Source organism: Nonomuraea sp. ZG12 (assembly GCF_052068115.1).
In the GTDB taxonomy this organism is placed as follows: Bacteria; Actinomycetota; Actinomycetes; order Streptosporangiales; family Streptosporangiaceae; genus Nonomuraea.
On sequence record NZ_JBQHCW010000018.1, the window covers coordinates 44,909 to 68,781 of the forward strand.

The 23,873-nt window shown below is 71.0% G+C and carries 23 protein-coding genes; 10 read left to right on the forward strand and 13 right to left on the reverse strand.

Translation table 11 applies throughout. The annotated features are described in order from the left end of the window. Positions 1-114 precede the first annotated feature (114 nt). Positions 115-834 carry a PIG-L deacetylase family protein gene (locus ACTMTF_RS34910; RefSeq protein ID WP_441114504.1) on the forward strand — a complete coding sequence of 240 codons (720 nt, stop codon included), beginning with the start codon at positions 115-117 and terminating at the stop codon, positions 832-834. A gap of 9 nt (positions 835-843) precedes the next feature. Here the strand turns inward: ACTMTF_RS34910 and ACTMTF_RS34915 are convergent, their stop codons facing one another. Together ACTMTF_RS34915 and ACTMTF_RS34920 are read right to left on the reverse strand one after the other, a co-directional pair. Beyond that, positions 844-1,257, reverse strand: a complete 414-nt coding sequence (locus ACTMTF_RS34915; protein WP_397008078.1) for a PIN domain nuclease — start codon at positions 1,255-1,257, stop codon at positions 844-846. A gap of 8 nt (positions 1,258-1,265) precedes the next feature. Then, the gene (locus ACTMTF_RS34920) at positions 1,266-1,466 is read right to left on the reverse strand and encodes a type II toxin-antitoxin system VapB family antitoxin (protein WP_441114505.1); all 201 of its coding nucleotides are present in this window, start codon (positions 1,464-1,466) and stop codon (positions 1,266-1,268) included. 294 nt (positions 1,467-1,760) lie between these two features. Here ACTMTF_RS34920 and ACTMTF_RS34925 point away from each other — a divergent pair, with 294 nt between their 5' ends. Next, positions 1,761-2,153: a hypothetical protein gene (locus ACTMTF_RS34925; protein ID WP_441114506.1), complete on the forward strand. Its 393-nt coding sequence runs from the start codon at positions 1,761-1,763 to the stop codon at positions 2,151-2,153. Here the strand turns inward: ACTMTF_RS34925 and ACTMTF_RS34930 are convergent. From ACTMTF_RS34930 to ACTMTF_RS34965, 8 genes are all read right to left on the reverse strand, one after another. Beyond that, positions 2,060-3,049: a DUF2804 domain-containing protein gene (locus ACTMTF_RS34930; protein ID WP_441114507.1), complete on the reverse strand. Its 990-nt coding sequence runs from the start codon at positions 3,047-3,049 to the stop codon at positions 2,060-2,062. The two genes, ACTMTF_RS34925 and ACTMTF_RS34930, sit on opposite strands and share 94 nt — an antisense overlap. A 15-nt stretch (positions 3,050-3,064) precedes the next feature. After that, on the reverse strand, positions 3,065-3,838 hold the full coding sequence (locus tag ACTMTF_RS34935) for a CPBP family glutamic-type intramembrane protease (RefSeq protein ID WP_441114508.1): 774 nt from the start codon (positions 3,836-3,838) through the stop codon (positions 3,065-3,067). Positions 3,839-3,885: 47 nt separating this feature from the next. Continuing rightward, on the reverse strand, positions 3,886-4,143 hold the full coding sequence (locus tag ACTMTF_RS34940) for a WhiB family transcriptional regulator (protein ID WP_397008068.1): 258 nt from the start codon (positions 4,141-4,143) through the stop codon (positions 3,886-3,888). 227 nt (positions 4,144-4,370) lie between these two features. Further along, positions 4,371-5,024, reverse strand: a complete 654-nt coding sequence (locus ACTMTF_RS34945) for a neutral zinc metallopeptidase (RefSeq protein WP_441114509.1) — start codon at positions 5,022-5,024, stop codon at positions 4,371-4,373. Between the two features lie 73 nt (positions 5,025-5,097). Beyond that, the gene (locus ACTMTF_RS34950) at positions 5,098-6,468 is read right to left on the reverse strand and encodes a glutamate--cysteine ligase (RefSeq protein WP_441114510.1); all 1,371 of its coding nucleotides are present in this window, start codon (positions 6,466-6,468) and stop codon (positions 5,098-5,100) included. 348 nt (positions 6,469-6,816) lie between these two features. Further along, entirely contained in the window at positions 6,817-8,208 is a 1,392-nt protein-coding gene (locus ACTMTF_RS34955) for a hypothetical protein (RefSeq protein WP_441114511.1), read from the reverse strand. A 130-nt stretch (positions 8,209-8,338) separates the two neighbouring features. After that, positions 8,339-8,971 carry a response regulator gene (locus ACTMTF_RS34960; RefSeq protein WP_397008060.1) on the reverse strand — a complete coding sequence of 211 codons (633 nt, stop codon included), beginning with the start codon at positions 8,969-8,971 and terminating at the stop codon, positions 8,339-8,341. Beyond that, positions 8,968-10,176: an ATP-binding protein gene (locus ACTMTF_RS34965; RefSeq protein WP_441114512.1), complete on the reverse strand. Its 1,209-nt coding sequence runs from the start codon at positions 10,174-10,176 to the stop codon at positions 8,968-8,970. The genes ACTMTF_RS34960 and ACTMTF_RS34965 overlap by 4 nt, the downstream gene beginning before the upstream one ends. Positions 10,177-10,289: 113 nt before the next feature. Between ACTMTF_RS34965 and ACTMTF_RS34970 the strand changes: the two genes are divergently transcribed. The 8 genes from ACTMTF_RS34970 to ACTMTF_RS35005 all read left to right on the forward strand — a co-directional run bounded on the left by ACTMTF_RS34970 (position 10,290) and on the right by ACTMTF_RS35005 (position 20,496). Further along, entirely contained in the window at positions 10,290-11,978 is a 1,689-nt protein-coding gene (locus ACTMTF_RS34970; RefSeq protein WP_441114513.1) for a PspC domain-containing protein, read from the forward strand. Next, positions 11,968-12,171 (forward strand): hypothetical protein, encoded by a 204-nt coding sequence (locus ACTMTF_RS34975; RefSeq protein ID WP_441114514.1) that lies wholly within the window; start codon positions 11,968-11,970, stop codon positions 12,169-12,171. The genes ACTMTF_RS34970 and ACTMTF_RS34975 overlap by 11 nt, the downstream gene beginning before the upstream one ends. A 70-nt stretch (positions 12,172-12,241) precedes the next feature. Then, on the forward strand, positions 12,242-12,724 hold the full coding sequence (locus tag ACTMTF_RS34980) for a (2Fe-2S)-binding protein (protein ID WP_397008052.1): 483 nt from the start codon (positions 12,242-12,244) through the stop codon (positions 12,722-12,724). After that, positions 12,721-15,048, forward strand: coding sequence for a xanthine dehydrogenase family protein molybdopterin-binding subunit (locus ACTMTF_RS34985; protein ID WP_441114515.1), 2,328 nt, complete (start codon positions 12,721-12,723; stop codon positions 15,046-15,048). The genes ACTMTF_RS34980 and ACTMTF_RS34985 overlap by 4 nt, the downstream gene beginning before the upstream one ends. Then, positions 15,045-15,926 carry an FAD binding domain-containing protein gene (locus ACTMTF_RS34990; RefSeq protein ID WP_441114516.1) on the forward strand — a complete coding sequence of 294 codons (882 nt, stop codon included), beginning with the start codon at positions 15,045-15,047 and terminating at the stop codon, positions 15,924-15,926. Before ACTMTF_RS34985 ends, ACTMTF_RS34990 begins: the two co-directional genes overlap by 4 nt. A gap of 80 nt (positions 15,927-16,006) precedes the next feature. Beyond that, a complete protein-coding gene (locus ACTMTF_RS34995) occupies positions 16,007-16,720 on the forward strand; it encodes an SRPBCC family protein (RefSeq protein WP_441114517.1) in 714 nt (237 codons plus the stop codon). Between the two features lie 81 nt (positions 16,721-16,801). Continuing rightward, entirely contained in the window at positions 16,802-19,435 is a 2,634-nt protein-coding gene (locus ACTMTF_RS35000; protein WP_441114518.1) for a bifunctional glycosyltransferase/CDP-glycerol:glycerophosphate glycerophosphotransferase, read from the forward strand. Next, positions 19,432-20,496 carry a glycosyltransferase gene (locus tag ACTMTF_RS35005; RefSeq protein ID WP_441114519.1) on the forward strand — a complete coding sequence of 355 codons (1,065 nt, stop codon included), beginning with the start codon at positions 19,432-19,434 and terminating at the stop codon, positions 20,494-20,496. The genes ACTMTF_RS35000 and ACTMTF_RS35005 overlap by 4 nt, the downstream gene beginning before the upstream one ends. Before the next feature lies 1 nt (position 20,497). Here the strand turns inward: ACTMTF_RS35005 and ACTMTF_RS35010 are convergent, their stop codons facing one another. Genes ACTMTF_RS35010 through ACTMTF_RS35020 form a run of 3 tightly spaced genes read right to left on the reverse strand, consistent with a single transcriptional unit; the run spans position 20,498 to position 23,857 of the window. Then, positions 20,498-21,547: a sulfotransferase family protein gene (locus tag ACTMTF_RS35010; RefSeq protein WP_441114520.1), complete on the reverse strand. Its 1,050-nt coding sequence runs from the start codon at positions 21,545-21,547 to the stop codon at positions 20,498-20,500. Between the two features lie 18 nt (positions 21,548-21,565). After that, positions 21,566-22,366: a CDP-alcohol phosphatidyltransferase family protein gene (locus ACTMTF_RS35015; RefSeq protein WP_441114521.1), complete on the reverse strand. Its 801-nt coding sequence runs from the start codon at positions 22,364-22,366 to the stop codon at positions 21,566-21,568. Positions 22,367-22,414: 48 nt separating this feature from the next. Continuing rightward, positions 22,415-23,857, reverse strand: coding sequence for a glycosyltransferase family 2 protein (locus ACTMTF_RS35020; protein ID WP_441114522.1), 1,443 nt, complete (start codon positions 23,855-23,857; stop codon positions 22,415-22,417). Positions 23,858-23,873: the final 16 nt, after the last annotated feature.

Below are 23,873 nucleotides of genomic sequence, written 5' to 3' on the forward strand. Positions count from 1 at the left end.
TCGGGTCGGCACGTCCCTAGGTTATGACCCCCCACCGACAAACGGCGCCCGGAATGCCGACAGCGGCCCGCTGGTTGTGCCCATCGAACATCAAGAAGGGAAGGCCTGCTGCCCATGCTGCCCGAGAATGAGATCAACAGGGTCCTCGTCGTGACCGCGCACCCGGACGACGCCGACTTCGGAGCCGCGGGCAGCGTCGCGCTCTTCGGCGACAGAGGCGTCGAGGTGACGTACCTGGTGGTCACGGACGGCGACGCGGGCGGCAACGAACGCACGCTCGACCACTCCGGCATGGCCGAGCTCCGCAGGGCGGAGCAGACCGCGGCGGCCAAGTGCGTCGGCGTCACCGACCTGCGCTTCCTCGGCTATTCCGACGGCACCGTGGTCCCCTCGCTCGACCTGCGCAAGGCGATCGCGAGGGTCATCAGGCAGGTACGGCCGGACGTGGTCATCACCCACCACCCCGACCGCAACTACCAGTTCGTCGCCCCCAGCCACCCCGACCACCGCGCGGTCGGCGGCTCCGCCCTGGACGCCGTCTACCCCGACGCCCGCAACCCCTACGCCTTCCCCGAGCTGCTGCGGGAGGAGAGTCTTGCGGAATGGACCGTACGCGAGGTCTGGCTGACGGGCGGCTCGACGCCGAACCACTATGTGGACATCACCGACGCCATCGACCGCAAGCTGGCGGCGCTGCGGTCGCACGTCAGTCAGGTGGCGCATGTTGAGGGGTTCGCCGAGTTCGTCAGGGGCCGCTCGGCCGCCTGGGCCGAGCAGGCGGGCTTCGACGAGGGCCGCTACGCCGAGGGCTTCCAGGTCGTCCCCACGGCCTGACGCCGCCGGTCAGGGCACGGATCCTGGCGGCACCACCCACAGCGACGGCTGCCCGGTGACCTCGGAGATGCGGTCGAAGTCCCGGTCGTAGTGGAGGACCGTGGCGCCGTGCACTTCGGCGCAGGCGGCGATCAGCAGATCAAAACCGCCGATGCCACGATGCTGCGACTTGCCTGCCAGCAGCGCCTGAACATCGAGCGCCCGCTCTTGGGCCTCGGCGTTCACCGGCAGTTGGCGGAAGTCCTGTCGCAGGTGGTGAGCATCGAGCTCATACCCTTCCGGGTCACGCGCGCTGTAGAGGACTTCGAGGCGCGTCATCGTGCAGATGGCCAGCATCTTGTCGAGCATGAGTGGCTCGAGCGCCCGAGCGACGCTGGGATGGGGCATCCGCGCCAGAGCGCTCTTGTCGATGAGGTAGACCACGCCCGCTGCTAGTACGCGTCCTTCATACGGTCCGGATCCAGCAGATCCGTATTGTCCCGCGAGGTCCAGTACTCGAACGCTTCTCGACGCCTTGCCCGCTCGGCGACCTCCGTCAGAGCGACGTGGACCGTCTCCTTCATGTTGCTCGTCCCCAACTCCTCCTGGGCCACCTGCAAGAGCTCCTTGTCGATGTCGATAACGGTCCGCATGGGACACCACCTCCGTACCTTCAGCGTATATCACCAGTCGTGATCTTGATATACGCACTCTTCGTAATCTTCTCACCACGAAGAGGCGCAGGGAAGACGCTAGAGGCAGCCGGAAGCCCGTAAAGACGGGTATCTCCAGGAGGGTGGGGACGATCTCTACCCCAGGTAGACATCATCCATGTCGCGGGGGATTTCGCGCCGGTCAAGCCCGACAATCGGGACTTAATATGAGGCGTGCTCGCCTTATAGGCTCCGGCGGGTGACAACGGCAGCACGCCCTTGGCTGGCTCGCGCGTGTGGACAGCGCTGATCGTGCTGGCCTTCGCCGGCCAGGTCGCCTGGGCCGTCGAGAACATGTGCCCCAACGTCTTCGTCTACGACCCGATCACCGACGGCCCCGGCGCCGTCGCCGTCGCCGTCGCCGTCGCCACCATGGTCGCCCTCAGCGCGGCGAGCGCGACGCCGGCGATGCTGCTGGTCGGGGCGCTGTCGGACGGGTGGGCCGGCGGCGGGTGTTCGCGTCCGGCCCCGCCGCGCCTCGCCGTTACCAGCGCCGCCGCGCCTCGCCGTCTCCAGCGCTACCGGACCCCTCATCACCAGCGCTGCCGGGCCTCCTCGGCCCACCCGGTCAGGCCGTCGAGCTCGATCCAGGCGCCGTCGTCGGCCCGCGCCCGGCCGCTGAAGTGACCGAAGCACTGGTGCGTCTCGGACCCCACGACGCCCAGCTCGGTGCGTGAGATCTTCTCGTGGAACGGGGTGAACTCCGCCTCCACCCGCTCCCCGGTGATCCGCCACGGCCGCAGCCAGTCCGCGCGGTCGTAGTGCCACGCCAGCTCTTCGCCGATCTTGTGCAGCCGCCCGTCGACGAAGAGCGCGTTCTCCGTCATGCCGGTCCCGTCGGTCCACTTCCCGCCGAGCTGGATCGCTCTCCCGGGCGCGCTGCCCGCCGCCCAGTTCCACACCATCCTGTACGGCCAGCGCCCCCGGCCGTGGTCGAGCACCGCGAACGAGTCCTCCTCGCGCACCAGGTGCTCCCCCGACCCCAGCACCAGCCGCCCGTGCACCGGCCGCCCGACATCCTTGACCGTGTACTGGAACAGGCGCGGCCCCCACGGCACCACCACCCCCAGCGACTCGTGCCCCTCAGGCAGCGGGATCTCCAGGTCCACCTCGACACCCGGCGCCACCGCCCGCAGGGAAGTGCCGCCGGGGCTCTGCCGGATGTCGACGGCCAGCCTGCCGCCGCGCGCGCGGACCGTGCCCTCGCCACTGCGGTCCGGCATCACCGTGCCCCGCGCCAGCGGCACCACGGCGTCCTGCGACACCTCCGCCCCGGTGGCGCGGTCGAGCACGTAGACGCCGTGCACGCCCGCGTAGTCGATGGAGGACGCCACGATGCCGATCACGTGCGCGGGGGTGACGACACCCCAGTACTCCCACCGCTTGGTCCGCCCCCAGCCACGCAGGTTGGCCCGATGCAGCGGCCGCCGCGTCCACCCGACCGCCTCCGGATTGAGCCGCCCGTCGGGCAGGCACAGATCGACGGGCGCGGTGACCTCGGGCTCAGACGTTCGGCAACTCACTGGGCACGGCCCCCATCAGTCCTCGCCACCGCACCGGGGACGGCAACTCGCTCGATCCGCCCCCGGACGGGGCTTCATCAGTTCGTCGCCCCGGACGGGGGCTTCATTGGGCTTCGTTGCCGCGAGGCGGGCGAACAGGTAGCCCAGGGAGTTGGTCGCCAGGTGGAGCATGGAGGGCGCCAGGAGGCCGCGGTGACGGCGGAGCTCACAGAACAGCACGCCGGCCACCGCCGTGGACACCACGCTGCCCGCCACCACCCGTGCGGTGTCCAGGTGCGCCGGTGACTCCCCCGCCGTGAGTGCCCCGAGCGCCGGGTTGGCGCGGGCCATGTCGATGGCGGGCAGGATGTGCCACAGTCCGAACAGCGCCGACGACACGGCCGTGGCGGCGGCGGTGCCGTGGGTCTGACGCACCATGCCGTACAGCGCCCCCCGGAAACCGACCTCCTCCAGCAGCACCGTCCCGAACGGCACCTGGACCAGCGCCTCCTCCAGCACCCGTGCCCGCGTCAGCGACAGCGCCCGCTCATCCTGGAACAGGGGCCGGGTGCGTGACATGTTGATGCCCACGGTGTAGACCGCCGCCACCCCTGCGACCAGCGCCCCACCGACCACCGCGCCCTTACGCCCATGCTCGAACCCCAGCTCCTCCCACGACAGCCCCGACCGCCGGGCCATCGCGACCAGGGCCGCAGTCGCGGCGGCGGACGTGAGCGGCCCGAGCCTCGGCGCGACCTTGTTGTTGAGCACGTTGGCCGCGACGAGCACGGCGATCGAGCGGAGCAGCATGCCTGCACGCTACGTCGCCCTGCCGCCAACCGGCGCCCCGAGCCCGGTCATGAGGCAGCGGAGTTACGCCAGCCTGCTGGAAAGCGGGAGCGGCGGCGCTCCTCCGCTGTCAGGCCGCCCCAGATGCCGTCTGTCTCACCGGCCTTCAACGCATAGGAGCGGCATTCGGTCAGGACCTGGCAGGTGGCGCAGACGGCCTTGGCCTGGGCTTCCTGGACGGGCGAGGGCGCGAGCGGGAAGAAAAGCTCGGGGTCGCTGGACTTGCAGGCGCCCCTCCGCAGCCAACCGATCTCCTCCAAAGGCATGCGCCAACGCTACGACGCGCACATGATCAGTCGCATCATCCTGTGGGTTGACACGCATATACATCCCCTGCGGGGAGGCGAGCGGCGTCCGTACGTCATCCTCGGCAGGCACTCGTACACCGTCATGGCGGCGTATGGACGACAGGAGGAGGTTCGACACCGTCGGCGGCCGGACGCACGCGCGCAGGCCGACGGTCGGATCAGCAGGTCAGATCAGCAGAGCCGGGTCAGCAGGCGGTCACGCCGCGGGTGTAGCCCATGGCGAACGAACGCTGGCGTTGGTCGGCGGTGCCGTGGGCGGCGGGGTTCAGCCAGTCGTCCGTGGGGTCGCCGGCGGCTGCCAGGTTGAGCAGGAGTTCGTCCTCGTCCCCCGGCTCGGCGGTCAGGGCGCCGGAGTCGATCAGGGCCTTGAGGGTGCCGCCCGCATAGCAGTCGGCCTGGAGTTCGATCTGGACGTTGAACCGGAAGCTGGTCTGGAGTTGGGACTGCACGGCGTGGCCGAACTCGTGGGGGATGATCAGGTAGACGGAGCCGTCACCCATCTCGCTCCACAGCCCTTCCATCCAGGTCCGGTCGTAGGCGATGAAGTGGCCGACGGGACAGTAGAAGGCGTTGTTAGGGACGGCGGGCTCGCCGCCGCAGCTGGGGCCGGAGTCTCCCGAGTAGGGGACGAAGCGGGAAATAGGCTGATAAGTCCGGCCCAGTGCAGCGAACTGCTGCTTCCAGAACTCCTCCGTCAGGGTCCTGGCCCCCTGGACGTCGTCCTCGAACGAGTCGGCGCCGCGCACGTCCCTGGACGGCGCCTGGACGATCCCGCACCCGCCGAGCAGCACCACGAGCAGCGCGGCAAGGACCGGGAGCACCGCGACGAGCAGCGTCACGCGCGGAAACGGCGTGGCGGAGCGAGGAGAGGACGGCACGTCTGACGGGGGCGCCGGGGGTCGGGTCACGAGTTCAGACTGCCCACGTGTGCACCGGCTCATTCGTGTGCATGCGTTCGATGTACTCCAGCGTCATCGCGCGCAGCGCCTCGTGCCGGTCGCCGCCGAGCGCGCGGACCTTGTCCACCTGCCAGGTCGCCCCGGTGCGGCCGGTCAGGCAGCGGCCCTCGATGACGCCGAGCAGCCTGTCGGCGACGGCCCCGTCCACGCCCCAGCGGGCGAGACCCTCGTGGGCCATGGGCAGCAGGCGGCGCAGGATCAGCTCGGCGGCGGGGACCTCCCCCAGGCCCGGCCAGTACAGGCGGGCGTCCAGGCCGTGGCGGGCCGCGGTGGCGAGGTTCTCCTCGGCTGCGGCGAACGACATCTGGCTCCAGATCGGCCGCTCGGCGTGCGGCAGGACGCTCATCAGGCCGTAGTAGAAGGCGGCGTTGGCGGCGACGTCCAGCACCGACGGGCCGGCGGGGAGCACCCGGTTCTCCACGCGCAGGTGCGGGCTGCCGTCCACCACCGCGTAGACCGGGCGGTTCCAGCGGTAGATGGTGCCGTTGTGCAGGGTCAGCTCGGGAAGCTCCGGGGTGCGCCCGCGCTCCAGCTCGGCCCGGGGGTCCTCCTCCTCGCACAGGGGCAGCAGCGCCGGGAAGTAGCGGACGTTCTCCTCGAACAGGTCGAAGACGCTGGTGATCCAGCGCTCCCCGAACCACACGCGCGGGCGCACGCCCTGCGCCTTCAGCTCGTGCGGGCGGGTGTCGGTGGCCTGCTCGAACAGGGTGATCCTGGTCTCCCGGTGCAGCTCCTTGCCGAAGAGGTACGGCGCGTTCGCCGAGACGGCGACCTGGGGGCCGGCGATGGCCTGGGCCGCGTTCCAGTGCGCGGCGAACGCCGGCGGGCTGACCTGGAGGTGGAGCTGGAGGCTGGTGCAGGCGGCCTCCGGGGCGAGGCTGTCGGCGTGCGTGTCGAGGCGTTCGACCCCCTCGATCGACAGGTGCAGATCCTCGCCCCTGGCGGCGAAGATCTGCTCGTTGAGCAGGCGGTAGCGGGGGTTGGCCGAGAGCGTGCCCTCGCCGATGTCCTGCTCGCGCAGCGTGGGCAGGATGCCGATCATGACCAGGTGGCCGCCTTGGGACCTGGCCCGCTCCTCGGCGTAGTTGAGCCGGGCGCGGACGTCGTTCTCCAGGTGGAGGGCGCCGTGGTCGCTGAGATCCTTGGGCTCGACGTTGATCTCGACGTTGAACTGGCCGAGCTCGGTGGCCCAGTCGGGGCGCGCGATGGCGGCCAGCACCTCGGCGTTGCGCATGCACGCCTCGCCGTCCGAGTCCACGATGTTGAGCTCGATCTCCAGTCCCGCCAGCGACCGGTCATCCTCGAATCGGGACTCCCGCAGCATCTGGGCGAAGACATCCAGGCACCGTCGTACTTTTTCCCGATATTTCCGGCGATCATCCCGACTGAACGCGACGACTGGCACATCCCTGCCCATACCAGGAAATGTCGCACGCCAAGCTCCCCAAGACCAGCCCAAAACCCGCCCCGAGCCCGATCCTTGCCCGCTCCTGACCGCCCACATAACCGGTCCACGCCGGTCCGCGCCGGGTCCGCGCCGGTCCACGTCGGGCCTCGTCGGTCCGCGCCGGTCCGCCCGGTACGACCAGGTCTCCGGCACAGCCGACCCAGCTTCTCCGTGTGTGCGGCGCCGACGGTCCGCCTCCCCGCCCGGACCCGGCCGCGCACGCTGTCACCAAGCCTGGACCAGGGAGTCCTGCTCGCCGGGCACCACCTGGCGGTGCCCGGTCCCAAGGTCGACGCGCAGCAGCTCTGCGCGGGCGCCGCCGCACGGAGGCAGCCCGGCCAGGGGCGAGCGGTCCATCTCGGCGGCCTCCCGGTCGACGCCGGCCAGCACGTAGCGGCCGGTGGGGTCGAGCGCCAGCGATTCGATGTGGCCGCAGTCCAACGCCAGGACCTTCCTGACCAGCCGTGTCCCCTCGTGCAGGACGAGCGTGCGGGTCGGCCGGCCGAGCGCGCGCAGTTGCCGCCCACCGGGCAGGGTCAGGACCGGGCCGGCGAACTCGTGCTCGGCGGGGGCGGCGAGCTCACCGATCGCGCCCGTGGCCACGTCGAGGGTGGCCAGGGCGCCGGCCGCGACGCTGTGCTCGGGGAGCGCGAGACTCCGGTCGTCCAGCCACTGGAGACGAAATCCGCTGACCGGCCATTCGCGTTCCAGGGTTCCCGCGAAGCGGCCTTCGTCGGTCATCCGCCCGTAGGCGATCCGACCCTCGGCGGAGACGGCCAGGCCGTTGACCATGCCCTTGAGAGTGGGGGTGAGCCGCTCGCCGACGGTGATCCGCCCGTCTTCGCCCATGGACAGCCGGTAGAGGCGGAAGTGACGGCCTGACGGGTCGGTGAGCGCCGCCACGTAGTGGCCGGGTTCGGTGTCGCGGACGATGAGATCGTACTGCGCGTAGGTGCGCGTCGCCTGTGGCAGCAGGCTCATCGGCTCTCCGGACTGCAGGTCGAGCACGTACGGCCGGCCCATGCCGGCCACCGCGTAACGCGGGGTGCCATCGGCGTTGACCGGCAGCCCGATCAGCGCGGCGGGCAGGAACACGGCCAGGAGGACGCCCGCCACGGCCAGCCCGGCCGCACGCAGCTCAGCCGGGCGCGGCCGGATCCCCGCGCCCGCGATCCCGGCCAGCAGGACCATGGTGGCCGGGGAGAGCAGCCAGGCCAGGATGACGCGCGGCACCACGAAGGACGGCGGCGCCACCTGCGCGTGCATGCACTCCTGCCACATGAAGGGCATGTCGGGAGACAGCCGCTCCTCGGCCTCGGCCACCGCGGCCGGGAGCAGGGCCACCGTCAGTCCCAGCGTGGCGGGGAGCGAGGAACCGCCCCCGGGCCGCGACCGGATCGCCCAGAAGGCGGCCAGCGCCAGCAGGACGGGCTGGAGCCGGGCGAGCCAGTCGCCGAGGAAGCCCGCCACCTGGGCCGCCGGAACGGGCTGCGGCCAGTCCAGCGGCCCGGCACTGCTGCAGGTGATCATCACCGTCTCGGCGAACAGCGGCTCGACCAGCAGTTCCCACAGCGACAGCGCCACCGCTGCCGACCAGAAGACCTTCATGACGCGCATCGAGGGGACTTCCCGGACTCTTGGGAGAGGGAAGAAGTAGCCTAGCGGCCGACAGCCTCAAAATGATCATCGGCGACGGCCTGGATCGGGCCCCTTCGCGCCTCGGTCCTCAGGAGCCGTTCCCAGCGCTTCACACCAGCCTGCGGGCCGTGGCCCAGCGGGACAGCTCGTGCCGGTTGGACAGCTGCAGCTTGCGCAGCACCGAGGACACGTGCGTCTCGACCGTCTTGACCGAGATGAACAGCTCCTTCGCGATCTCCTTGTACGCGTAGCCGCGCGCGATCAGCCTGAGCACCTCGCGCTCGCGCTGCGTCAGCGAATCGAGCTCGGGGTCGATGGAGGGCGCCTCGGACGAGGCGAACGCGTCGAGCACGAACCCCGCCAGCCGCGGCGAGAACACCGCGTCGCCGTCGGCCACCCGGCGGATGGCGTCGGTGAGCTCCTTGCCGCTGATGTTCTTGGTGACGTAGCCGCGGGCTCCGCCCCGGATGACGCCGATGACGTCCTCGGCCGCGTCGGAGACCGACAGGGCGAGGAAACGCACCTGGGAGCCCGCGCCGAGCACCCTGCGCAGCACCTCCTGGCCGCCGCCGCCCGGCATGTGCACGTCGAGCAGCACCACGTCGGGCTGCAGCTCGGCGATCGCCTTGACGGCCGTGTCGACGTCCTCGGCCTCGCCCACCACCTGGATCGAGTCGCCGAGCTCGGCCCGTACGCCGGACCGGAACAGCCGATGGTCGTCGACGATCAGCACCCGCGTCATTGCTTGTCCACCTTCATGGTCAACATCACTTCTGTGCCCTCACCCGGTTCGGTGCGAAGTCTGGCGGTGCCTCCGTGGCGTTCCATCCTTCCGATGATGGACTCCCGGATGCCCATCCTGTCGAGCGGCACCGCATCGGGGTCGAACCCCTTGCCCCGATCCTTCACGAAAATCGTGATGGTTTCACCCTCTACCTCCGCGTACACAGAGATGGACGGACTCCCAGAGTATTTGGCGGCGTTGACCATCGCCTGCCTGGACGCCTTGAGCGCCGCCGCGAGCCGGCCCTGGGCGTCGAGGTCGATGTCGCCCACGCAGACCACCTCGATCGGCACGCCGTGCGCGTCCTCTTCCTCCGCGGCGATCCTGCGTACGGCTGCCGCGAGGGTGGCGTCGGCGTCCTGGGCGGGCTGGTAGAGCCAGTTGCGCAGGTCGCGCTCCTGGGCGCGGGCCAGGCGGGTGACCTCCCGCTGGTCGTGCGCGACGCGCTGGATCAGGGTGAGCGTGTGCAGCACCGAGTCGTGCACCATCGCGGCGACCTCGGCCCGTTCCTCCTGCCTGATGCGCTCGCGCCGTTCGAGCTGCAGCTCCTTCCACAGGCCGGCGAGCCACGGCGCGGCGACGACCGCGAGCCCGCCGACCACCACCGCCGTGAGCAGCAGGCCCTGGCCGGCCTCCTGGATCCGGCCCTCCATGACCAGGAAGCCCACGCCGCCCGCGATGACGAGCAGCACGCCGAGCAGGGTGCGGACGCGGTTGGCCCGGATGCTCTTGGTCGCGCCGCTCACCCAGTTCTTGCGGCGTTCGGGATCGGCCTGCTGCCACAGGATCAGCCCGCCGATGCCGCCCACCGCGAACGGGAGCATTCCGAGGCCTCCACGGGAGGCGCCGGTCAGGAAGCCGAACGCGAACAGCGCCACACCGATCGCGGTGAACGCCGACAGCTGGCTCCAGTCACGGGCGGGCGGCCGCCCTGCGTACGGCTCCCGTGGCGTGATCATCCAGAGCACGGCGTAGGCCACCATGCCCACCCCGTCGACCACGCTGAGCAGCACGAACACCAGCCTGATCACCACGGGGTCGAGCTTGAGCTGCGTGGCGAGCCCCTGGGCGACGCCGCCGACGAGGCGGCCCTCCATGGGTCGCATCATGCGGCGGAAGGGCGCGGCGGCGCCGGGCTCGGCGAGAGTCTTCTGGTCAGCCATAACATTTGCCATCGTCACATGTCGCGCGGTCGTGGGCATCAGGGAACAACCCCCGGGTCGGGTCAGGGGTCTCCCGGATGCAGAGCACCCGTCGCCGGGTCCACGATGGTGACATGACGCATGCACCACCCCGGGAACCGGTCGCTCCCCCCAGCGCGCTGCGCCGCAGCAGCGAGGGGCGATTCCTCATGGGAGTCTGCGCCGGGCTGGGCCGGCACACCGGCATCGACCCCGTGGTGTTCCGCGTCGGCTTCGCCGTGCTGCTGTTCGGCTCGGGTATCGGGCTGTTCCTGTACATCGCCGCGCTGCTGCTGATGAAGGAGCCGAACGGCGGGCCCGGCCTCATCGAGCAGTGGACCCGGCGGGACTTCGACGCCGACACGGTGTTCGCGTTGCTGACGGCGGTGCTGGCTGTCGGCCTGGGCCTCAACGTCTCCACGGTCTGGCTGGGCACCGGCACGCTGGTGGTCGGCCTGGTGCTGGCCGTCTCGCTGTTGGCCGCGCACGCCCATGGCGTGGACCTGCTCGGGCTGGCCCGGTCCATGCCCGAGCGCCTCAACCGCAGGCGCCGGCAGGGTGGCCTGGACGAGCCCGCCGGGCCGGGCGCGCCCTCGGTCCCGCAGGCGTCGCCCCCCACCGCGCGGCCGTTCCCCGAGCCCACCACAACGGCGCACGCGCACGCCGGCGCACAAGCACCAGAAGCACCAGAAGCACGACAAGTGCCAGAGGCCCCAGCGGCGCCCGAGCCGACCGCGAAGCCCGAGGAGACCGTCCGGCGGGCGGTTCCGGAGCAGGACGCGTCCACCGCCACGACGGCGGAGTTCCCCACGGCCGCCGCGCGGCCCCTGCCGGTCGACAACGACGAGATCCATACCTATGGGACGCTCTCGACCGGGGCAGAAGACCGGCCATCCGGCGAAACGGAGAACCCTCCGTACAGGACACGCGCCGACGAACCGCGCCACCCGGACCCGTACCCGTACCACGCACCGAGCGGCGTGCCGCGACGCCGGCCGGGACCGTACGAGCAGCAGCGTCCGATGCCCGGGACCGCGGCGCACGCCGCCTACGGCGAGCCGTTCGCGCCGCGCGGCCCGTACCAGCCGCTCGACCCGATGCGGCGGGGCGGCTACTCACCGTACGACCCCGCACTGTACGGCCGGCCTGTCAGGCCGCCGCGTGAGAAGCGCCCCAAGTCCTTCATCGGCGTCATCACCATCCTGCTGGCCCTCATCGTTGGAGGAATCGTCGTGGCGGTCCAGGCCGCATCACCTTCGGGAGTGCATCCCACGCTCGTCGCCGGCGCGATGCTCGTCACCATCGGCGGCGGGCTGCTCATCGCGGCCTGGTGGGGCCGGGGCGCCGGCCTGGTGGCCGCGGGCACCGTGGTCGCGATGCTGATCGGGGTGGGCCTGATGTTCGGCGGGCTGCCGTCGAAGGTCGGCGCGTCGGTCTGGCATCCGACCAGGGCGGCGGAGTCGGGCAGGCTGTACGACGCGGGCGTGGGCGACGGCCGGCTCGACCTGTCGGAGCTCCGGCTCGACCCGGGTTCGCGGGTGACGTTCAACGCCTCGGTCTCGGTGGGCCAGTTGACGGTGATCGTGCCGCCGACGGCCAGGGTGGAGGTGCACGCCAGCAACAAGCTCGGGGACATCCAGGTGGACCAGTCGCTGCGGGGTGGCGTGGATGTCCGGTTCGACAAGGTGCTCGCCCCCGAGGTGAAGCCGGAGGAGGACGCCTCCACGATCGTGCTGAACCTCAGGGGCGGCGTCGGCGACCTGGAGGTGCGCCGTGGCGCGTGATCTCGACAGGCCGCGCCGGTTGCACCGGACCGACTGGATGGCGTTGCTGAGCGGCATTCTCTTCATCGTGCTCGGCATCCTGATTTTGACCGGTTCGATCACGGATGCGCTGATCATGTGGCCGGTGACGGTGGTCGGACTGGGTTTCGCGGGCCTGGTGGCGATCCTCGCGAAGGTGATCCGCAGCAAGTAGCCCTTGACCGGAACCGACCCCGGCGTACGTTGGCGTTGTCCGCCTTTCCCCTGCTCCTGAGGGAGGACGTATGCCCCGAGTCACCGTCACCGTCGACGGGATCACCTACGGGGAGGATGTCGAGCCGCGACTCCTCCTCGTTCACCTACTGCGAGAACGGCTGGGCAAGACCGGCACTCCTGTCGGCTGCGACACCAGCAACTGCGGCGCCTGCACCGTGATGCTCGACGGCGTGAGCGTCAAGAGCTGCTCGGTGCTGGCCGTACAGGCCGACGGCTGCGACGTCGTCACCATCGAGGGTCTGGGCGCGAACGGCGCCATGCATCCGATGCAGCGGGCCTTCCACGAGGAACACGCGCTGCAGTGCGGCTACTGCACGCCCGGCATGGTCATGGCCGCGATCGACCTGCTCAGGGACACCCCTGACCCGTCCGAGGAGGCCATCAGGCAGGGCCTGGAGGGCAATCTCTGCAGGTGCACCGGCTACTGCAACATCGTCCGCGCGGTGCGTCGGGGCGCCCAGGAGATGGGGCAGGCGGTGAAGAGCTCATGAGCGAGGTCGGCCGGCCCAGGAAGCGCAAGGAGGACGCCCGGTTACTGACCGGGCGCACCCAGTGGACCGACAACCTGAGGCAGCCGGGGATGCTGCATGTGGCGTTCCTGCGCAGCCCGATGGCGCACGCGAGGATCACCAGGGTGGACGTGTCGGGGGCGCGCGGTCTGCCGGGGGTGGTCGCCGTGTTCGGCGGCCAGGATCTCGCCGGGGAGCAGGGCAGCCTGCCGTGCGCCTGGCCGGTGACGGAGGACGTGTTCATCCCGGACCACCCGCCGATGGCGGTGTCGGAGGTCCGTTACGTGGGCGAGGCGGTGGCCTGCGTGGTCGCCACGGACCGCTATCTGGCGGCCGACGCGCTGGAGGCGATCGAGGTCGACTACGAGCCGCTGCCCGCGGTGGTCGACCTGGCCGAGGCGCTGGCCGAGGACAGCCCGAAGGTGCACGAGCAGGGCAACAAGGCGTACTCGATGAAGATCGCCATGGGTGACGTCGACGCCGCCTTCAGGGACGCACCCGTCGTCATCGACCGGACGTTCGTGCAGCAGCGCCTGATCGGGGCGGCGATGGAGCCCAGGGCGGTGGTGGCCACCACCGACGGCGACTCCTTCACGCTGTGGTCGTCCACGCAGATCCCGCACGTCCTGCGGGTGATGCTGGCGCTGACCACCGGCATCCCGGAGCACAAGATCCGGGTGATCGCGCCGGACGTCGGCGGCGGGTTCGGCACCAAGCTGCAGGTCACCGCCGAGGAGGTGCTGTGCCTGCTGCTCACCCGCAAGCTCGGCAAGCCGGTCAAGTGGAACGAGTCGCGCTCCGAGGGCAACCTCACCGTGCACCAGGGCCGCGGTCAGATCCAGCACATCCGGCTCGCGGCCGAGGCCGACGGGCGCATCCGCGGCCTACAGGTGGACCTGCTGGCCGACATGGGCGCCTACCTGGTGCTGCTCACACCGGGGATTCCGCTGCTCGGCGCGACGATGTTCAACGCGATCTACAAGATGGACGCGTACGAGTTCGGCTGCACCGGGGTGTTCACCACGAAGATGCCGACCGACGCCTACCGGGGCGCGGGCCGGCCGGAGGCCACCTTCGGCATCGAGCGGATCATGGACGAGCTGGCGGCCGAGCTGAAGATGGACCCGCTGGAGGTGCGGCGGCGTAACTGGATCAAGCACGAGGAGTTCCCCTACACCACCATCTCCGGCCTGACCTACGACTCGGGCAACTACGAGGCGGCGACCGACCGGGCGCTGTCGCTGTTCGGGTACGACAAGCTGCGGGCCGAACAGTCCGACCGGCGGGACCGGGGCGATCCGGTCCAGCTCGGGATCGGCGTCAGCACGTTCACCGAGATGTGCGGGCTGGCCCCGTCCAAGCTGCTGGGCACGGCACGATACGCGGCGGGCGGCTGGGAGCACGGCTCGGTGCGCATGCTGCCCACCGGCAAGGTCGAGGTCATCACCGGCACCTCGCCCCACGGCCAGGGGCATGTGACCGCGTGGAGCCAGATCGCGGCCGACGCGCTCGGCGTGCCGTTCGAGGACATCACGGTGGTCCACGGCGACACCGCGATCTCGCACAAGGGCATGGACACCTACGGCTCGCGCTCGCTGGTCGTCGGCGGCGTCGCGGTGCTGCAGGCGTGCGAGAAGGTCAGGGAGAAGGCCCGCAGGCTGGCCGCGCACGCGCTGGAGTGCTCGCCCGACGACCTGGAGTTCGCCGACGGCGCGTTCACGGTGCGGGGCACCGACTCGCGGCAGACGATCCAGGAGCTGGCGTTCGCCGCGTTCACCGCGCACGACCTGCCCGACGGGGTGGAGCCCACGCTGGACTCCGACGCCACCTTCGACCCGGACAACTACTCCTTCCCGCACGGCACCCACCTGTGCGCCGTCGAGGTCGACACCGAGACGGGCAGGGTGTCGATCCGCTCGTACGTGGCGGTCGACGACATCGGCAAGGTGGTCAACCCGATGATCGTCGAGGGCCAGGTGCACGGCGGCATCGCCCAGGGCATCGCGCAGGCGCTGTTCGAGGAGGCCGTGTACGACACCGAGGGCAACCTGCTGACCAGCACGCTCGCCGACTACCTGGTGCCGTCGGCGGCGGACCTGCCCGATTTCACCACCGACAGGACCGAGACGCCTGCCACGAGCAACCCGCTGGGCGCCAAGGGCGTCGGCGAGGCGGGCACCATCGCCTCCACGCCGGCCGTCGTCAACGCCATCGTCGACGCCCTGCGCCCGTACGGCGTGCGGGACGTCACGATGCCGTGCACGCCCGAGCGGATCTGGCGGGCAGTGGAAGGAGCGCGGCCATGATCCCGGCCCAGTTCGACTACACCCGTCCCGGCTCGCTCGCCGAGGCGTGCCAGGAGCTCGCCGCCGACGAGGAGGCCAAGGCGCTGGCGGGCGGGCAGTCGCTGCTGCCGCTGCTGCGGATGCGGCTCGCCTATCCGTCCAAGCTGGTCGACGTGGGGCGCCTGCCGGAGCTGGCGGGCGTGCACGATCGCGGCGACCACGTCTTCATCGGCGCGATGGCCACGCACGACGAGGTGCTGCGGTCCGGCGTGGTCAACGCCGACTGCCCACTGCTGGCGCTCGCCACCGCCACGGTGGCCGATCCCGCGGTACGGCATCGCGGCACGTTCGGCGGCTCGCTGGCACACGCCGATCCGGCGGGTGACGTGCCCGCGGTGGTGGTGGCGCTGGACGGCGTCCTCGTCGCGAGGTCGGCCGAGGGCGAGCGGGAGATCCCGGCGGCGGAGTTCTTCGTCGACTACCTGGAGTCGTCGCTGCGGCAGGGCGAGATCCTGGTCGGGGTGAAGATCCCGAAGCTCGGGGCCGGGTGGGGCTTCCACTACGAGAAGTTCCAGCGTACGGCGCAGGCCTGGGCGATCGTGGGCGTGGCCGCGGCGGTCAGGCGCTCCAACGGCGCGATCCAGGAGGCCAGGATCGCGCTGACGAACATGGCTCCGACACCGCTGCGGGCGCACGCGGCCGAGACCGCGCTGCAGGGCCTGGAGCTGGCCGACGGGGAGCCGGCCGGCGGGGAGTCGGGCCAGGTTCGGCAGGCGTGCGCGGAGGCGGCCGCGGACACCTCGCCGCCGGGCGACCTGCACGCCCAGCCCGACTATCGCCGGCACCTGGCCCGGGTGCTCACGCATCGGGCCGTGCGGAAGGCCGCCGGGTCCGTCTGATCCGGTTCGCGTGGGGGCGCGCCTCTTTCGGGGCGCCCCCACGACACGTACGCTCGCAACCAGCGGGAAGGAGCGGATCGATGGCGATGCGGTTCGAGCACGAGTTCACTGTCCCGGTTCCGGTCGAGCAGGCTTGGGCGGTGCTGCTCGACGTCGAGCGGGTCGCGCCGTGCCTGCCGGGGGCGACGCTGGACGTCTTCGAGGGCGAAGAGTTCACCGGCAGGATGAAGGTCAAGGTCGGGCCGATCACCGTCACCTATCGGGGCTCGGCCAGGTTCGAGGACGTGGACAAGGACTCTCACACGCTCACCCTGCGGGCGTCCGGCAAGGAGTCGCGGGGTTCCGGCACGGCGGCCGCCACCGTCAAGGCACGGCTCACCCCGGGTGAGGGCTCGACGGCGGTGGCCGTGGAGACCACGTTCAACGTGACGGGCCGGCCCGCGCAGTTCGGGCGCGGGGTGATGGCCGAGGTCGGGTCGAAGCTGATCGACCGGTTCGCGGTCAACCTCGCCGAGTTACTCGTCGAACCCACCCCGGAGACGCCGAAGGAGGCGCCGGCTGAGGGAGCGGCGGTCGAAGGGGCGGCGGTCGAAGGGGATCGTCATCTGGTCGCCGTGCCCGAGCCTGATGTACGTCCGTCGGGCACGACCCGCACCTCGCTGACGCCCGACGAGGAGGCTCTCGACCTGCTGGAGATCGCCGGCCGGCCGCTGCTCAAGCGGGTGGCTCCGGTGCTCGGCGGGTTGGCGGCGCTGGTGTTCGTCGGCTGGCTGATCCGTCGACTCACACGCTGATTTTCGGCAAAAAGCCGATCAAGTCCGGACACACGTCCTGAACTAAGGGAATGCCACCCCCATGACTCTCGGGGGGATGGCATGCCGGACTGCACCGTCGTCGTGATCACCTACAACGACGCGCCCCGTCTGCCCAGGGCCGTGCGTTCGGTGCTGTGCCAGTCGCTGCGCGACCTTGAGGTGGTCGTCGTCGACGACGCGAGCACCGACGAGACGCCCCGCGTCGTCGCCGAACTCATGGAGAGCGACCCCCGCGTGCGCTACGTGCGCAGACCTGCCAACAGCGGCGGCTGCGGCGCGCCCAGGAACGACGGCCTGGCCGCCGCCGCCGCGCCGTACCTGATGTATCTCGACAGCGACGACGAGCTGCCCAGGCACGCCTGCAAGAGCCTGCTCACCGAGATCGAGCGGACCGGCGCCGACTTCGTGTCCGGGCAGATCTCCCGGCTGTACGAGTCGAGCGGGCGGCTGCACCCGTACTATCCGACGCTGTTCGCCAGGCGGCGGGTGGTGGCGGGCATCGGCGAGGAGCCGGAGCTGTTCCTGGACTCCTTCAGCACCAACAAGCTCTACGACGTGCGCTTCCTCAGGGACAGCGGGCTGCGCTTCCCCGAGGACATCCACTACGAGGACCACCCCTTCGCCACCGAGCTGTACGCGCTCGCCCGCCGGTTCGCGGTCGTGCCCTGGGTCGTCTACCACTGGCACCGGGCGCGCGGCGGCACCTCCATCTCGCTCAGCATCAAGGAGATGGACAACGTGCGCCACCGGGTCGCCGCGGCCCGGCGCAGCGACGACGTCCTGCGCGCCCACGGCCTGGCCCACCTGCTGCCCGCGCGGCGGTTCCGCTTCCTGCACCAGGACCTGCGCGTCTACCTCAACCCGCTGCCGACCAGGGACCGGGTCTGGGTGAAGGAGTTCGCCGCGATCGTCAGGCCGTACCTGGAGGAGTTCTCCCCCGAGGTGTTCGACCGGATCGAGCCGATGGTCCGGGTCTGCTGCCACCTCATCCTGGACGACCGGATCGACGACCTCCGCATCGCCGCCGGCTCGCTGACCGGGCCGAGGGCGGCGCCGCGCGCCGCCGTCCGGATCGACGGCCGCACCTACTGGGGCACCACGGTCTCCCCCGGCATGGACATCACCGACCTGCGCCTGGCCGAGCTGCCGTTCTCGGCCGCCAGGCTGCGGCACGAGGTGGCGGAGATCGCCCAGGCCGGCGACCGGGTCAGGATGATCGTGCACACCTACGACCCGTTCGGCGCGCTGCCCGTGGACTGGAAGGCGTTCCTGCGGGCCGGCGGGAAGCGGATCCCGATCGAGCCGCAGGCGTCGGGCGAGGGCGGCTACGTCAGCGAGATCACGTTCGAGCCGAAGGGGAAGTGCGACCCTCGCATCGGCTTCACCCGGCTCTCCGACGGCCGCACCACCACCGACCGGCTGCTGGTCGACTCGGCCATGAAGCCCATCGAGCTGCCGGGCGGCACGGTGCGGGCCGAGGGGTACGCGGCCTACCTGTGCGTGCGGGCGAAGCGGGCCAGGCGGTCCTTCGCGCGCAGGCTCGGGCGCAAGGCGCTGAAGAGGCTCAGCACCCCGGCGATGAAGCTGCGCGTCTACAAAGCGCTGATCAAGGTGCTGCCGCCGCGCAGGGACCTGGCGCTGTTCGAGGCCGACGTCGGCAAGGGCTACACCGGCAGCCCGCGCGCCGTCTACGAGGAGCTGCGCCGCCGCGACCTGCCCATCGAGGTGGTCTGGTCGGTGGCCAAGGGACGCCACAACTTCCCCTCGGACGCCCGCCTGGTGCGCCGTGGGAGCTGGGCCTACATCTGGGCCATGGCCCGCGCGGGCTACTGGGTGGACAGTCACGGCTTCCCGCTCGACTACCCCAAGCCGCGCCGTACCCGCTACCTGCAGACCTGGCACGGGCAGGGGATCAAGTCCATCGGGTTCGACGCCCCCGACCTGCGCGCCGACTTCGACCGGCCACGCGAGCGGTGGCGGGCGGCGGTGGCCCGGTGGGACGCGCTGGTGGCGCCGAGCGCGGAGTTCGCGCGCCGCTTCGTGCCGTCCAACGGCTATACCGGCAAGGTCTACCGGTGCGGCACGCCGCGCTGCGACGCGCTGATGCGCGGCGAGGTCACCGACGACGTCAGGCGCCGCCTGGAGATCCCGCCGGACCGCAAGGTCCTGCTGTACGCGCCCACCTACCGCGACCGGGCCAAGGGCAGCGGCCGGTCGGTCCGGGCGGACCTGGCGCTGATGGCCAGGGAGCTGGCGGACGAGTGGGTGCTGGTCCTGCGCACCCATCCGGTCGAACGGTACCGGCCGCCGGAGCATCTGCGGCACTTCGTCCGCCCGGCCGGGTCCTATCCCGAGATCAACGACCTGATGCTGACCTCCGACGCGCTGCTGACGGACTACTCGTCGGTGATGTGCGACTACGCGCTGACCGGCAAGCCCATGCTGTTCCTCATCGACGACTGGGACGAGTACCGGCTGTCGGAGCGGGGCGTCTACCACGACCTCCCGTCCATCGCCCCCGGCCCGTGCGTGACCACGACCGAGGAGCTGATCGGCAAGCTGCGCGACCTGCCCGCCGTGCACGACTCCTACGCCGACCGGTACGCGGCCTTCCGCGAGCTGTGGTGCGCCGAGGAGCGCGGCGACGCGGCGCACCGGATCGTGACGGACTTCTTCACCGGGAGCGAGCGGTGAACGTCGTTTTTACGTGCCTGGACGCCGACACGCTCGGCGGCGTCCAGCAGGTGACGCACACGCTGGCCCAGGGGCTGGCCGGGCGCGGGCACGAGGTGCACGTCATCGGCCTGCACCGGTCCGCCGCGCCGTTCCGCTACGTCGACGAGCCCCGCTACCGGCGGCACCTGATCAGCCGGAGCCCGGTGCGCCCGCAGGGACGGCTGGCCCGCAGGCTGGCCGACCGCCGGCTGACGGAGCTGCTCGGCCCGATGCGGCCGGGGTACGCGGTGCTGACCTCGCCCTCGGTGGTGACCCGCCTGTCGGGCCTGCTGCCCGGCTCACTGCGGCCGATCGGCCAATACCACGGCTCGTACGAACACGCCCGCGGCTGCTGGCACCTCGGCTCGATCAGAAGGCATTACCCGAACCTCGACCAGGCCGTCTTCCTCAGCGACGACGACGCGCGGCTGTTCTCCGAGCACGCGCTGCTGCCCAACACCTGGGCGCTGCCGAACCCGCTGGCCGTCTGGCCGGAGAGCACGTCACCCCTGACGACGCCCCGCGTGCTGGGCGTGGGCCGGCTGGAAGGGGTCAAGCGGTTCGACCGGCTGATCAGCGCCTTCGCCAGGTCCGGCGCGCCGCGGCCGTGGCAGCTGCACCTCGTCGGCGACGGCGGCGAGCTCGAACGACTGCGGGCCCACGCCGCCCGCGAGGGCATCGTGGACCGGGTCGTCTTCAGGGGCCGGGTGCCCGCCGCGCTGATGCCCGAGGAGTATCTGGACGCCTCGATCCTGGCGGTGACCAGCGAGCACGAGGGCCTGCCCGTCGTGCTGCTGGAGTCGGCCGCGTACGGGGTGCCGGCGGTGGCGTTCGACGTGTCGGGCGGCGTCAGGTCGGCGGGCCCGGTGCTGGTCCCGCCGGGGGACGTGGACGCGTTCGGCGCCGAGCTGGCCCGGCTCATGGGGTCGGAGCGGGAGCGGCGGCAGGTGGGCGCCGCCGCTCGGGCCAGGACGGCGGCCTTCCGGCTCGACCCCGTCCTGGATCGCTGGGAGTCGCTGTTTCAGCACATCGAGCGCTGAGTCACCCGGCTCGCTCGGCCAGCTCCGGCGACTCGTGGCGCTGCTGCGGAACCCCGGCGATCGCCCGCTGGCCGGAGGTGAGCATGGCCGCCACCGGGCTCGGCTCGCGCAGCCGGTTGAACCGGTCGCGCATGGCCTTGCGCATCCGGCTGGCCCGGCGCTTGCCCATCGTCTTCTGGCAGGCCGCCAGGTGCTCCTTGGCCGCCGGCGCCGCCCCGGTGAGCTCGTAGCCATGGGCCTCCAGCCGCTCGCCCAGCACGTGCTCGCAGAGCGCGATCTCCCAGGCGTCCAGGCGCTTGGCCCAGCTGCCCACCCGGCTGCGGGTGACCTCGCCGTGCGTGTTGCTGTGCCACACCTTGTGCACGGGCACGGCGATGCTGGCCGCCTCGCGCGGCGAGACCATGGACGGCGCGAAGTCCTCGCCGAGGAACTCGCAGAGCTTCTTCAGCTCGGTCGAGGGATCGTCGGTGAGGTGCTCGTAGCGCAGCTCGAAGTAGCTGTCCTCGGGCATCACCCGCCTCAGCCGGTCACCCGCGTCGATGGCCTCGGCCCAGGTGGAGACGGCGTGGAAGGAGTCGTGCGTGTACCAGGGCATCTCCTTCAGCGAGGCCACGCAGTCGCGGCCGTCCCTGATCAGGTGGATGAACTGGGCGTCGGGGAAGAGCCTGAGGAGCAGGTCGGTGTGCTTGACGTAGCTGGGCCGCTTGTCGCCCCAGCGCGGCTTGCCGAACCGCTCGGCGTACATCCGGAACGCGGTCCCGATCACCGAGCCGAGCGAGCCGGGGCCTGCCACGGCCTGCTCGATGAAGTCGTTCTTGTCGATCTTCAGCTCGCGGAACTTGGTGCTGCGGTCGGTCGCGATCCACTCGGCCAGCGAGCGGCGGCGCGAGGCGTCGCGCAGGTCGCCGAACGAGCGGCGCCGGTAGTAGGCGGGCATCAGGAACCGGGTCTCCGGCGGCACCGCGAGCCGCGGGTGCGAGTGCAGCATGAGCTGCAGCATCGTGGTGCCGGAGCGCGGGCAGCCTATGACGAATACTGGCCGATCGGACATGTCGAACCCCCCGAAAACTTAGACGAGAACGTGCTCTCGGCTCCTCTGGGGCACCTCGTGCCTGCGCGTGAAGAGCCACATCCGGTAGACAAGGAAGATCTCGTTGGTGAGCAGCAGGACGCTGGCCACCACCGAGATCGGGATCAGCGCCGCCGCCCCGATGAGCGGCGCGATCACGAACACCGCGGCGTGAAACTCGATGCCGCTGATGAGATGCGAGCGAACCCGGCGACGGGCCAGGAACCTGTTGAGCCGCCGCAGGAAGGACGGCATCCGCCGGACCGGCCGGCCCAGCCTCGGCGCCGGCACCAGGCCCTCGAGCTCCGCCTCGGCCCGCCCTTCCCTGATCGCCTCGCGAACCCGCTTCATCTGCGGCGCGTTCACGTACCTGAACAGGTCCAGCACGGCCAGCGCCGCGCCGAGCACGATGTAGCCGGCGTCCCCCGTCAGCGTGTACTGCCCGTAGGCGAGCCCCGCCGCGCACAGCACCACCCTGACCCGGTCGCCGACGTAGTCCAGCCAGAGGCCGAAGGGCGTCCCCGTGCCCTTGAGCCTGGCCACCTTGCCGTCAACACAGTCGATCATGAAGCTCAGGTAGAACATCACCGCCCCGGCGGCCAGCCGGTCCGTCGCCAGGAACACGGCCGAGACCAGGCCGAGGGCCAGCGAGAAAACCGTGAGCTCGTTCGGCGTGATCCGCGTGCGGTTGGCGACCACGAGCGCGACCCGGCAGGCGACCGGGTCCACGAAGTACACGGTCCACCAGGAGTCTCTCCGCTTGCGTGTCTCGTGGACGTCATCGAGCGAATAGGTCCTCATGGACTACAGCATGGCCACGAGTCGTGTTTGAACTATTACTCTCTGGAACTACTGGGGGATGTCCATGCCTCTTCTTGACCATCCCGCCACCGAAAGCCGCCAAGTCCGCTTCTTCTCGGCATCCCGGAACACCGCCTTGAGCACGAGCCCCCGCGTCTCGGTGCGCGCGTGCAGCCGCCAGGTCGGGCCGCCGCCTTCGAGCCGCCGTGGATCGACCGTGGCCACGAAGCCGTGGCTGCCGGCCCGTTTCAGCTCCAGCGGCACCTTGCGCCTGCCATCGGTGAGCCACAGGTTCAGCCGGTCCGGCCCCCGTTTGACCCGGTGGAGCGCCACCTGCCCGCGCAGCACGAACTCCCTGCCGGTCCACTCGCACGTCTCGACGGTGGCCAGCAGCTTGATCTCCGCCTGCGCGTCGTACACCTCGCGCGGGATCGCGAGCCTGCGGTTGCGGAAGTACGGGTAGTCGCCGTACCACTTCGTCTCGCGCCAGCCGCGCGGCACGATGCGGGTGCCCTCGGTCGCGGCCCGCCGGAAGTTGCGCACCCGGCGCAGCTCCTTGATCAGGCCGCGCCGTACCAGGTGGAGTTCCAGCCGCCGCAGCGACGGCGCGGCGTCGAGGGCGGAAGGGCTCAGCTCGGCCAGCCACTGCCTGGCCAGGTCGAGCACCGGCCCGGCGTCCAGGCCGCCCTCCAGCGCCTGGAAGAGGAACAGGATGTCCTTCTCCAGCACCAGGCTGTCGAAGGCGTCCGTCAGCTCCGGCGCCGTGTCGTCGAGGAAGGCGCGCACGGACCGGATGGCGGCCAGGCGCTCGGCCAGGTTGGACAGCTCGGTGCGCCGCTGGGTGATCGACACCTCGCCGCTGTCGCGCCTGCGCCAGTGGTAGACGACGTCGTCGAGCACGTCCACGCTCGTCGCCAGGACATGGGCGCGCATCGCCACCGGCACATCCTCGTAAATCCCGGCGGCGAACGTCAGCCCGCGCCGGCGCCAGAAGTCCGCCCGGTAGACCTTGTTCCACACCGTGCGGTCCCTGACCAGCGAGCGCCTGTCCATGATGTGCGTGCACAACACCTGCCGCCTGAACACCTTCTCGTGCAACGACGACGGCCCCGGCTCGCCGTCCTCGATCCGCAGCACCCCGCCGCACGCCAGGTCCGAGCCGGTCTCCCGCAGCGAGGAGACGAGCAGCTCGTACGCCGACGGCGGCACGACGTCGTCACCGTCGGCGAAGGCCAGGAAGGGGGCGCGGGCGTGCCGCAGGCCCAGGTTGCGGGCCGGCCCCGGGCCCTGGTGCGGCTGGTCCAGCAGGGCGAAGCGGGAGTCGCGGGCGGCGAAGTCCTCGGCCAGCCGCCTGCTGCCGTCGGCCGAGCCGTCGTCGACCATGATGACCTCGAAGTCCTCAAGCGTCTGGGCGGCCAGCGACTTCAGGCATTCGGCCAGGTACGGCTCCACGTTGTAGATGGGGACGACGATGCTGAGCAGGGGGATCATGCCGCACGCTCCTTCG